Consider the following 12,712-nt stretch of genomic DNA (forward strand, 5'->3'; position numbering starts at 1 on the left):
GAGTCTTCGATGTCTTCGACGATGGAACCGAGCGCTCGTCTCGTACTGCTTTCTCCCGCACGTGTGGCCGACGTACGCCGGCGGGCCGGTGACTACTCCGACCGGACCGTCGCCGAAGCCTGCGCCGTCGGGCTGTCGTACTGGGCGACCGGCCGGAGCCCGGAGGGCATCGACCTCGCCCCCGGCACGCTCTTCGCCGACGTCCTGGGATGGGTCGACAACGGCGGTGCGGGGCCCGGCGGTTGGGAGGCCGACGCCGACGGCCAGGGTGCCTGGCGCATCGCCGTCCCCGAAGGCGTCTTCCCGGCCGACGCGCAGCTCGCGCTGGACGACCTGGCCGACTTCCCCGACCGGCCCCTCGGCACCATCGCCCCGTCCGGCGCGGCGGCCAGGCTCGAAGCCCTGGCCGAGTGGAACGACAACACGGCCGACCGGGTCCGCCCGACCATCGTGGAACTGTTCCGCGAGCAGGCGCGGAACAGGCCGGACGCCATCGCCGTCGTCGACGAGCACCGGTCGCTGACCTACCGTCAGGCGGCCGAACAGTCCAGCCAGTTGGCCCACCGGCTGCTCGAACGCGGGCTCACCCCCGAACAGGTCGTCGGTATCTCGCTCGGCCGCTCCGCCGAGATGGTCGTCGGGCTCCTCGCCGTACTCCAGGCCGGCTGCGCCTTCGTACCCCTCGATCCGCAGTGGCCCGCCGCGCGCCGCGCCGTCGTCATCGAGGACGCCCGGGTCGTCCTGCAACTCAACACCTCGGGTGAGCCCGGTCCGGGTGAACCGGAGGCCGAGGCCGTCGACCTCGCCGACTGGCGGTTCGGCTCCCACCCCGTGGACGGGACCGGGATATCCGTCCCCGGCACGGCCCTGGCGTACGTGATCTTCACGTCCGGCTCCACCGGGCGGCCCAAGGGCGCGATGATCCGGCACGAGGCGATCAGCGAACGCCTGCTCTGGCAGGTCGACGAGATCCTCGGCTTCGGCCACGACGACGCGTCGCTGTTCAAGGCCCCGCTGTCCTTCGACATCTCCATCAACGAGATCTTCCTGCCCCTGGTGTCAGGCGGCCGACTGGTCGTCCTGCGCCCCGGCGGCGAACGCGATCCGCACCATCTGCTGAGCGTGATCGCCGAGCAGCGCGTCACGTTCACCTACCTCGTCTCCTCCATGCTGGACGTCCTGCTGGAGATGGCGGGCGACTCCGGGCGCCTCGACAGCCTGCGGCACGTGTGGTGCGGCGGCGAGGTACTGACCCCGGAGCTGTACGAGCGGTACCGCACCAAGCTCGACATCCCGCTCTACCACGGCTACGGCCCGGCCGAGACGACGATCGGTGTCTCGCACGTCATCTACCGGGGCGAGGCGGAACGCCTGTCGACGTCGATCGGCAAGGCCAACCCCAACACCCAGCTCTATGTACTGGACGACGAACTGCGCCCGGTCCCGGTCGGCGTCGGCGGCGAGCTGTACGCCGGCGGGTTCCTCCTCGGACGCGGCTACGTCAACGCGCCCGGCCTGACCGCCTCCCGGTTCGTGGCGAATCCGTTCGCCACGGACGGCTCCCGGCTCTACCGGACCGGCGACCTCGCCCGGTTCGCCCCGGACGGATCGCTGGACTTCCTCGGCCGCGCCGACAACCAGATCAAGATCCGCGGCATGCGGCTGGAGATCGAGGACGTCGAGGCCGGTCTCGCCGAGCACCCCGGCGTACGGCACACCTGCGTCGTCGCGAAGAAGAACGCGGCGGGCGGCACCTATCTGGTGGGATACGTGATCCCGGCCGCCGGGCACGAGGACCTGCGGGCCGACCAGGTCAAGGCGTGGGCCGTCGAGCACATGGTCGAGTACATGGTGCCCGCCCACACCGTCGTGATGAAGGAGTTCCCGCTCACCGCGAACGGCAAGCTCGACCGGGCCGCGCTCCCGGAGCCCGCGATCGGGGCGGGCCCGGTCCTCCCGCCCACCACCGAGAACGAGCGCGTCGTGTGCGCCGTGGTCGCGGCCGTGCTGCGGCTGGACGAGGTCGGTGTCAACCAGGACTTCCTCCAGCTCGGCGGCGACAGCATTCTGGCGATCTCGCTGCTGAGCGCGTTGCGGGACGCGGGCCTCTACGTCACCACGCGGCAGATCTTCACCAACAGCGTCGTCGGGGCACTGGCCGCGGTCGCGAGCCGTGAAGACGTCTCCACCGTGGACCACCGCGATGTCGCGACCGGGACCGTCGTGGGCTCGCCCGTCGTGCAGTGGCTCGGCGAGACCACGGACGCGATCGACGGCTTCGTCCAGTCGGTCGTGCTGAACACCCCGGCGGACCTGACCGCCGACGCTCTCGGCACGATCCTCGCCGCCGTGACCGCGCGGCACGACATGCTGCGCGCCAGGCTGGTACGAGGCGACCGCTGGCGCTTCGACATCCCCGAGGCGTCCCCGGCCACCCCGGCCACCCCCATGAGCCCGCAGGAGAGTGAGGGACCGCTCGACGCGTGCGTCGCGCTCGCCACCGACGGGCTCGACCCGGACAACGGCGTCATGCTGCGCGCGGTCTGGCGCCGCGAAGCACGTCAACTGGTCCTGGCCGTCCACCATGTGGTGATCGACGGGGTGTCCTGGCGGATCCTGATGGACGACCTGGCCACCGCCTGGCGGCAGTTCACCTCGGGTACGCCGGTCGAACTGCCCCCCGTGGGCACCTCGTTCCGCCGCTGGACGCAGCTCCTGGAGCGTGCCGCGTTCGACGCGGACAGCGCCTACTTCCGGCGTCAACCGCCGGGCGCGGACGCACCGGTGGGCAGGCGCGCCCTGTCCGAGGCCGACACCGTGGCACGGGAGCGCACCCGGACCGTCACCGCCGGCCCCGACGTCACGGCCGCGCTGCTGGGCGAGATCCCCGCGAAGTTCCACGCGGGCGTCAACGACGTACTGCTGACCGCGCTCGCCGTCACCCTCGCCCGGTGGCGCCGCGATCTCGGACAGGACCAGAGCCACGCCCACATCGAACTCGAAGGCCACGGCCGTGAGGGGCGGTTCGTGGCGGGCAGCGCCGGCTTCGAGCCGGAACTGTCGCGCACCGTCGGCTGGTTCACCACCCTGTTCCCGGTGACCGTGGACCCCGGCGCCGCGGCCGACCTCACCGCACCCGAGTATCTGGCCGCCGCCCTCAAGGCGGTCAAGGAGGACCTCGCCCGGGTACCGGACAACGGCGTCTCCTACGGCGCCCTGCGCTACCTGGCCCACGCCGAGTTCGACGCACCCGCACCGCAGGTGCTGTTCAACTACCTCGGCCGCTTCGACGCCGGAGCCGCAGGGGACTGGCAACTCGCCGGACCCACGGGCCAGTTGGGCGAGAAGCGCGACCCGAGGATGCGCCTCCCGCGCGCCCTGGAGTTCAACGCGATCGCCGAACCCGCCGCCACGAGCGGCGAGTACGAGCTGGTCACCACCATCTCGTGGCCCGACGGGATGTTCACCGACGAGGACATCGAGACCCTCGGCGAGTACTTCCGGGGAGCGCTGGCCGGCCTGGCCGCGCTCGACCGGGGCGGCCACTCGCCGAGCGACTTCGGCCTGGTCCCGCTCACCCAGGGCGATGTCGACACCCTGGACGGCCCGGCGCTGCGGGACATCCTGCCGCTGACGCCGTTGCAGGAGGGCCTGTACTTCCACTCCGTCTTCGACGACGACTCGGCGGGCAGTTACGTCGAGCAGCAACTGCTCACACTGGACGGCGAGTTGGACGCCGACCGGCTCGCGACGGCGGCCACCCGCCTGCTCGCGCTGTTCCCGAACCTCGCCGCACGGTTCACCGCGCTCGCCGACGGCCGGGTGGTCTCCGTCCAGGAGAGCGGTGTGGAGGCGCCCTTCAGCACGCTGGACCGCCCCGGCATCAGCGACGACGAGATACGCGACCTCGCCGAGCGGGACCGCCGCGCCGGGTTCGACCTGGCCACGGGACCGCTGATGCGGTACACGCTCATCCGCGCCGGCGACGGCCGCCATGTCCTGGTGCAGACCGTGCACCACATCATCGCCGACGGCTGGTCGGTCCCGCCGATGCTCCGCGCGCTGCTGGCCGAGTACCACGCGCCGGGGACCGTGTACGCGCTCGGCGGCTTCTCCGACTACCTCGGCTGGCTCGCCGAACGCGACGCCGACGAGAGCGACCGCGTATGGCGCGACGAACTCGCCGAGCTGCCCGGCCCGTCACTGGTCGCCGAGGGGCACACCCCGTCCGACCGGTTCGCCGACACCGCCCTGGAACCCGAGGAGGACCTCGACGCGGCCGTCCGCTCCGCCGGCGTACCCCTGAGCGTGGCCGTGCACAGCGCCTGGGCGGTGACACTGGGCGGCATCCTGCACGGCGAGGACGTCGTGTTCGGCTCCACCGTGTCCGGACGCGACGCCGACGTGCCCGGCATCGGCGACATGGTGGGCCTGTTCATCAACACCATCCCGGTGCGCGCCCGTTGGGCCGCCACCACCACGGCGCGCGACCTGCTCACCGCCGTCCGGGAGCACCAGGGCGCGGTACTGCCGCACCAGCATGTCTCGCTGGCGCGCATCGGCCGCCAGGCCGGCGTCGGCTCCCTGTTCGACACCCTGGTGGTGTTCGACGTCGCGACCGATCTGGGCGCACTGCGCGGGCCGGACGACACGCTGGTCATCACCGACATCGCGAACGAGGGCGCCCCGCACTACCCGTTGACGCTGGTCGTGGAGCGCGCACTCGACGGCCGCCTGCGCTTCAACCTGATCTACGACGGCGAACTGCTACGGGAGGCGGGCGCGGAGGCGATCCTGCGTACGTTCACCCGGAGCCTCACCGGCCTGCTCACCCGCCCGGACGCCCCGGTCGCGGACCTGGCGCCCGAGGCCGGGCGGGCCCCGGCGCGGATCACCCCGACCACCCTCGGCGGACTGTTCGACGCCGCCGCGAGCCGCGACCCGGCCGCCACCGCCGTCACCCAGTGCGCCCTCGACGGCGGCACCCGGTCCCTGACGTACGGCGAACTGTCCGACGCCAAGGACGAGTTGGCCGCCACCCTGCGCGCGGCCGGGGTCCGGCCGGGCAAGCGCGTCGCCGTCGCCGTCCCGCGCTCCGTCGAGCAGGTCGTCGCCCTGGTCGCGGTCGTCACGGCGGGCGGCTCGTACGTGCCGATCGACCTGGCGTACCCGGACGAACGGCTGGAGTACATCCTCGCCGACGCCGCCCCGCAGGTCGTACTCGTCGGCCGTGAACAGCGCGACCGCTTCACCGGACTGCTCGACCGGGCGGGCGTCTCGGCCCGCGTACTCGTCCAGGGGGACGAGCCGCCGCCCTCCGGGGCCGCCACCGGGCCCGAGCCCGTGCTCGACCGGCACGACCCCGCGTACGTGATCTACACGTCCGGATCGACCGGCCGGCCCAAGGGCGTCGTCGTCCCGCACTCCAGCGTGGTCACACTGCTCGCGAACACCCGCCCCGACATGGACTTCGGCGCGCACGACGTATGGGTCCAGTTCCACTCCTTCTCCTTCGACTTCGCGGTCTGGGAGCTGTGGGGCGCCCTCGCGCACGGCGGCGAGCTGCTGGTGCCGGAGTACGGGCTGACGCGCTCCCCGGTCGACTTCCACCGGCTGGTCCGCGAGCGCGGAGTGACCGTGCTCAACCAGACCCCGTCGGCGTTCTACCAGTTCATCGAGGCCGACCGGCACGCCGAGAAGCCGGTCACGGCACTGCGCCGCATCATCTTCGGCGGCGAGGCGCTGGATCTCGGCCGGCTGCGCGGCTGGGTCGAGCGGCACGGCACCAATACGCCCGAACTGGTCAACATGTACGGCATCACCGAGACCACCGTCCATGTCACCCACCGGGTGCTGACGGACGAGGACTTCGGCGCCGGCGACGACATCAGCCCCATCGGCGGACCGATACCCGGCCTGGTCACCCATCTGCTCGACGACCGGCTCCGGCCGGTCCCGCCGGGCCGGGTGGGCGCCATCTACGTCGCGGGCGACCAGGTGTCGCTCGGCTATCTGGGCCGGCCGGGGCTGACCGCGGGCCGGTTCGTGGCGAACCCGTTCGCGGACGACGGCTCCCGGATGTACCACACGGGCGACCTCGCCCGCCGCACACTCGACGGCGAGCTGCAGTTCGCCGGCCGCGCCGACGACCAGGTACAGCTCAAGGGCTTCCGTATCGAACTCGGTGAAGTGGAGTCCGCGATCAGGGAGTTGGACGGTGTGGTCGATGTGGCCGTCACCGTCGCGGACAGCGGCGACCATCTGGTCGCCCATGTCGTGGGCCGCGTACCCGGCGATCTCGCCGGCCTGCTGTCCACGAAGCTGCCCGCGCACATGGTGCCGGGCCGCGTACTGCGCGCCGACACCCTGCCGCTGACGGTCAACGGCAAGCTGGACCGCAAGGCCCTCGTCGCCCGTGCCGCACAGGACGACACCCCGGCGGCCGACGACACCCCCGCCGCCGCGAGTGGGTCCGCGCTCGCCGCACTGGTCGGGGTCTTCGCCGATACGCTGCCCGGCACCGACGTGGACGCCGACACCGACTTCTTCATGGCCGGGGGCGACAGCATCGTCGCCATCACCGTGATCAACCGGGCCAGGGCGCTCGGGCTGCCGATCGCACCCCGCGACGTCTTCCTGTTCCGGACACCGCGCGCCCTCGCCGAGCACCTGGGGACCCGCACCCCGCAAGACCGGGCACCCGCGCCCGCCCGCCACGAGGACGGCCCGCTGACACCGACGCCGATCATCCTGCGCCAGCGCGAACTGGGCGGATCACTCGCCCGGTTCGCCCAGGCCAGAGCCCTGGTGGCGGCCGAGGGCACCGGCTTCGCCGACGTCGAGCGCGCCGCGAACGCCGTCGTGGCCGCGCACCCGGTCCTCCGGCTGCGGCTGCGCGTCGAGCACGGCGTGTGGGCGCTGCGTACCGAACCCACCCGTCAGATCACCGTCACCATCGTCCGCGCGGACGGGACGGGCGGGACGGGCGGGACCGGCACGACGGACGAGACCGCCGCGACGGACGGTACCGACGCGACGGCCGTGGCGAACGAGGCCGCCGGGCGGCTCGATCCCGAGTCCGGAGAGGTCATCGCGTTCTCCTGGCTGGAGGCCAGCCGGACCCTGGTCGTCACCGTGCACCACATCGCCGTCGACTCCGTCTCCTGGCTGGTCCTCCTGGACGACCTGGCCACCGCCATGAGCGGCGCGGCCCTGCCGCCGCCGACCACCTCCTACGCCGAGTACGCCGAAGCGCTGGCGTCCCGGTCCACCCAGGTGATCGACGACCTGGGCCACTGGGTCACCACCCTCCAGGCGCCCCCGCTGCTGCCCGCCGTCCGGGAGCTGCGGGAGACCACCGTCGTCCTGCCGCCCGACGTGAGCGACCGGCTGACGCGTACCGCCCCCGCCGCACTCGGCGTGGGTCTCACCGAGCTGCTGTGCGGCGCGCTGCGCACCGCGCTGACACACAGTCAGCCGTCGCCCACCGACCTCGCGATCGAACTGGAGCGACACGGCCGGGTCCCCGCCCTCGACCACCACGACTACACCCGTACGGTCGGCTGGTTCACCGCCATCGCACCCGTACGCCTCACCGCCCACACCGACCCCGTAGCGGCGGCACGTGAAGTCGCCGAACGCCAGCCGGACGAGTGCGGGCAGGTCGCCTACGGCCAGCTCCGCCACCTCAACCCGCAGACGGCCCCGCTGCTGACCGCCCGCCCCCAGGTGCTGTTCAACTACCTCGGCCGGGGAGGCGAGTCCCAGGCGTTGCACCTCACCGCCGGCGACCAGGGCAGCCCGTACGCCGTCGAGGTCAACGCGTGGACCGACGACGCCACCGGATCCCTGCACGCCGCCTTCACCCTCGCCGACGGGATCCCCGACGAGATCACCGGGCACTGGCGCAGAGCGCTGGAGCAGGTCGCGGACACCGCCGCGACGGCCGAGCGCACGGCGCCGGTCACCCCCCTCCAGCGGGGCCTGTTCTTCCAGGCCCAGATGGCGGGTTCGGCCGGACACTACGTCGCGCAGAGCTGGTTCACCTTCGACCGGCGGCTGGACACCGACGCGCTGGCCGAGGCCATGGCGTACGTGATCGCACGCCACCCGGTCGTGGGCGCCGGCTTCACCACCGACGACGACGGAAACCCGGTCCAGGTCCTCAAGGCGGGTCGGCGGGTCGATGTCCGTACGGTCCACCTGTCGACGGACACCGAGGTCGACGACCTGCGCACCCGGGACCGGGACACCGGATTCGACCCCGGGGAGCCGCCGCTGATCCGGCTGACGGTGGTGCGGCTGCCCGACGGCCGGGACGGTCTGCTGTTCAGCTACCACCTGCTGCTGTGGGACGGCTGGTCCCGCGAGATCCTGCTGCGCGACCTGTTCGAGGCGTACGAGGCCGTCCTCGCGGGCGAGCCGCGGACCGCGACCCCGGCCGCGCCGAGCTTCGAGGACTACGCCCGGACGCTCGCCGCCAAGGACGCCGCCGTGTCGGAGCGTTTCTGGGCGGAACACCTGGCCGGACTCGCCGGACCGACGCTGCTCGCCGGACCGGAACCGTCCCTCTCCGACGATCTGCCGCGCGCGCTCGTGCGGACGATGTCCGCCGAACTGTCGGAACTGCTGCGGGAAGCGGCGAAGGCGCACGGCGTCACACTGAACTCGGTGCTGACCGGCGCGTTCGGCCTGCTCCTCGGCGCGCACACGGGCCGCGGCGACGCCGTGTTCGGCGTGACCGTCTCGGGCCGTGAGGGCGAGGGGCTGGGCGACATCGTCGGCGTGCTGCTCAACACGGTGCCCATGTGGACCCGGGCACGGCCCGACGACACGGTCGGCGCGTACCTGTCGGCCGTACAGACGGCCAGGGTCGAGGCGATGGAGCACGAGCACGTGGGGCTCGGCGAGATCCAGCGCGCCAGTGGGCACACCACCCTGTTCGACAACCTGTTCGTGCTCCAGAACTTCCTGGACCTGGACGCCTTCGCCGAGATGAACGCCCGGCACGGCATCGAATCCGTGCGGGCGGACGACTCCACGCACTATCCGTTCACCTGGGTCGTCACGCCCGGCGACCGGCTCACGGTCAAGCTGGAGTATCGCGACGACGACCCCGAGAACGCCCGTCGTCTTCTCGACAGCTATCTCCGCGTACTGGAAGACCTGGCCGGGTCGACAGGTCCGGTCGGCGCACTGCGCGGTCCTGGGCCGGCGCCCGAGCCCGCCGACCGTACCGACGTCGGCACGGACACCGTCGTCGACCGGTTCGACGAGGCGGCCGACCGTGATCCGGAGCGCGTCGCGCTCGTCGCCCACGGCTCGACCCTGACGTTCGCGGGGCTCCGCGACCGCAGCCGCGCGGTGGCCGGCGTGCTCGCCCGCCGGGGCATCGGCCCCGAGACGACCGTGGGGCTCGCGATCCCGCGCTCCCTCGACTCGATCGTGGCGCTGTTCGCCGTGCTGCGCGTCGGCGCCGCCTACGTACCACTGGAACTGGACCACCCGGACGAGCGGATCGCCGCGATCGTCGCGGACGCCCGCCCCGCGGTGACCCTCACCGTGAGCGCCGTGTCGCCACGGCTGACCGGTGAACTGATCGAACTGGACCGGCCGTTGCCCGAGGCAGAGCCGTACCGGACGTTCGCCCCGGACGACCCCGACCGGCTGCGGCACCCCGCGTACACGATCTACACCTCCGGGTCGACCGGCAAGCCCAAGGGCGTGGTGACCGAGTACGCCGGGCTCACCAACATGCTGATCAACCATCAGCGGCGCATCTTCGAACCGGTCCTCGCGGAGCACGACCACCGGGTCTTCCGGATCGCGCACACCGTGTCGTTCGCGTTCGACATGTCGTGGGAGGAACTGCTGTGGCTCGCCGACGGCCACGAGGTGCACATCTGCGACGAGGAACTGCGCCGTGACGCGCCCCGGTTGGTCGAGTACTGCCTCGATCACGGCATCGACGTCATCAACGTGACCCCGACCTACGCGCAGCAACTGGTGGCCGAGGGACTGCTCGACAACCCCGAACGGCGCCCGGCGCTGGTGCTGCTGGGCGGCGAGGCCGTCACCCCGACACTGTGGCGGCGGCTCGCCGACACCGAGGGCACGATCGGCTACAACCTGTACGGACCCACCGAGTACACGATCAACACCCTCGGCGTCGGCACCTTCGACTGCCAGGACCCGGTGGTGGGCGTGGCGATCGACAACACCGAGGTGTACGTACTGGATCCGTGGCTGCGGCCGCTGCCCGACGGCGTTCCAGGCGAGCTGTACGTCTCGGGCGTCGGCATCGCGCGCGGCTATCTCGGACAGCCCGCCCAGACCGCGCACCGCTTCGTCGCGTGCCCGTTCGGCGCGCCCGGTGAGCGCATGTACCGCACCGGGGACCTGGTGGTGCGGCGACCCGACGGGAACCTGACGTATCTGGGCCGTACCGACCAGCAGGTCAAGATCCGGGGGCACCGGGTCGAACTGGGCGAGGTGGAGGCCGCGTTCGCGGCGCACCCGGCGGTGCGGTTCGTCGCCGCGGTGGCCCAGCCCGACCCGCAGGTCGACGGCGCGTACCGGCTGGCCGCCTATCTCGTCCTGGACGGCGCCGACCTGGCGGCCGTCGCCGCCCAAGTGGGCGCCGCCCTGCCGGACTTCCTGCGCCCGACGCATTACGCGGAGGTCGACGGCATCCCGCTGACGGTGAACGGGAAGGCTGACATCAAGGCGCTGCCGGAGGCCAAGCCGCTGGGCGCGCTGACCACGGGGGGCGAGCGTGGCCCGGAGACCGGGACCGAGACCTCGGTGTGCGAGTTCTTCGCCGAGGCCCTGGACCTGGACGACGACGAGGTGAGCGCGGTGAGCGACTTCGTGTCCCTCGGCGGGCACTCCATGCTGGCGGTGCGGCTGATCGGCATGCTCCGCCGCGAGTACGGTCCTGTGGTCACCATCCGTGACCTGTTCACCCTGCGAACCCCGGAAGCGATTGCCCGCCATCTTGATGAAAACTGCTGACCCGAAGCGGCCCTCCCCGGGGTCGGACATCCTGCGGACCGCGCTGCGCCGCAACGTCGGCGCCATGGCCAGGGGCACCGGCCTCATGGGCCTGTACCAGGCGGGCGAGACCGCCTTCCCCATCGCGCTCGGCCTGATCGTCGAGCACACGATGCAGGACCGCAGCCTCGGCGCCCTCGGTCTGTCGATCGCCGCGCTGGCCGTGATCATCACGACCGTCTCGCTGTCGTGGCGGTTCGGGATGCGTACGTTGCAGAAGGCCAACACGACCGAGGCGCACCGCTGGCGGGTGCGGGTGGCGGCCTGCGGACTCCAGCCGGTGGCCAGGGACGTCGACCTGAAGTCGGGCGAGGTGCTGACCATCGCCACCGAGGACGCCGACCAGACCGCCGACATCATCGAGGTGGTGCCGCTGCTGATCAGCTCGCTCGTCGCGGTGCTGGTCACGGCGGTCGCGCTGGGCATGGCCGACCTCCGGCTCGGCCTGCTGGTGATCGCGGGCACGGTCGCGATCCTGTCGATCCTGGCCGTGATGTCCAAGCGGATCGGTGCCAGTACCCGCGAACAGCAGGCACGGGTGGCCCGGGCCGGCGCGAAGGTCGCCGACCTCATCACCGGCCTGCGCCCGCTGCACGGCTTCGGCGGCAACCACGCGGCCTTCCAGTCGTACCGGAAGGTCAGTTCGGACGCGAAGCACCAGGCGATCACCGTCGCCAGGGTGAACGGCGCGTACGCGGGCACCGCCCTGGCTCTCAACGCGGTCCTCGCCGCGGCGGTGACCCTGGCGGCCGGCTGGCTGGCGTTCGGCGGCGAGATCACCATCGGGGAACTGGTCATGGCCGTGGGCCTCGCGCAGTTCATCATCGAACCGCTCAAGTTGTTCTCGGAGATGCCCAAGTACGTGATGATGGCGCGCGCGTCGGCCGATCGGATGGCGCTGGTGCTGACCGCGCCGCCGGTGACGACCCCCGGCCCGGAGCGCCCGGCCGCGGGCGGCGACCTGGAGGTCGACTGCGTCCGCCACGGCTCCCTGAACCGGCTGAAGTTCCAGGTGCCCGCCGGTGAGTTCGTGGCGATCGCCGTCTACCAGCCGCGCGCGGCGGCCGACCTCGCCTCGATCCTGGCCGTCAACGTCCCGCCCCAGGAGTACGAGGGAGTGGTACGCGTCGGCGGGCAGGCGCTCTCGGACCTGTCGATCGAGGCGGTCCGCGAGCACATGCTGGTCAACCCGTACGACGGGGAGATCTTCGCGGGCACCCTCCGTACGAACATCGACCCGTCGGGCACCGGCCGGCTCGTTCCCGAGGCCGTCGAGGCGTCCATGCTGACGGACGTCGTCGCCCTCCACCGCGACGGGCTCGACTACGCCGTCCGGGACCGCGGCGCGAACCTCTCCGGAGGCCAGCGCCAACGGCTGTCCCTGGCCCGCGCCCTCGCCACCGACAGCGACGTCCTGGTCCTGCGCGACCCGACCACAGCCGTCGACGCGGTCACCGAACAGCTCATCGCGCGCAACGTCGCGAAGCTGCGCCGGGGCCGTACCACCGTCGTGATCACCAGCAGCCCGGCGCTCCTGGACGTCGCCGACCGGGTACTCGTACTGGACGAGGGGGTCGTCGTCGCCGAGGACACCCACCGGAATCTGCTCGCCACGGACGAGGACTACTGCCTGGCCGTGACGCGATGAGCCGCTGAGAGG

Annotated in this window: 2 protein-coding genes; both read left to right on the forward strand. The window is 72.1% G+C overall.

Annotated elements, in window-relative coordinates; genetic code table 11:
- The first annotated feature begins 9 nt into the window (after positions 1 to 9).
- Positions 10 to 11,013, forward strand: a complete 11,004-nt coding sequence (locus ACFUN8_RS18200; RefSeq protein ID WP_383638095.1) for an amino acid adenylation domain-containing protein — start codon at positions 10 to 12, stop codon at positions 11,011 to 11,013.
- Positions 11,000 to 12,700, forward strand: coding sequence for an ABC transporter ATP-binding protein (locus ACFUN8_RS18205; RefSeq protein ID WP_383638098.1), 1,701 nt, complete (start codon positions 11,000 to 11,002; stop codon positions 12,698 to 12,700). The genes ACFUN8_RS18200 and ACFUN8_RS18205 overlap by 14 nt, the downstream gene beginning before the upstream one ends.
- Positions 12,701 to 12,712 lie beyond the last annotated feature (12 nt).

It is taken from the genome of Streptomyces sp. NPDC057307 (assembly GCF_042667665.1).
Lineage (GTDB): Bacteria > Actinomycetota > Actinomycetes > Streptomycetales > Streptomycetaceae > Streptomyces.

What these genes read in the sequence shown, in the direction of transcription:
- ACFUN8_RS18200 (WP_383638095.1), top strand. Translation starts at nt 10, where the DNA reads ATGTCTTCGACGATGGAACCGAGCGCTCGTCTCGTACTGCTTTCTCCC.
- ACFUN8_RS18205 (WP_383638098.1), top strand. Translation starts at nt 11,000, where the DNA reads ATGAAAACTGCTGACCCGAAGCGGCCCTCCCCGGGGTCGGACATCCTG.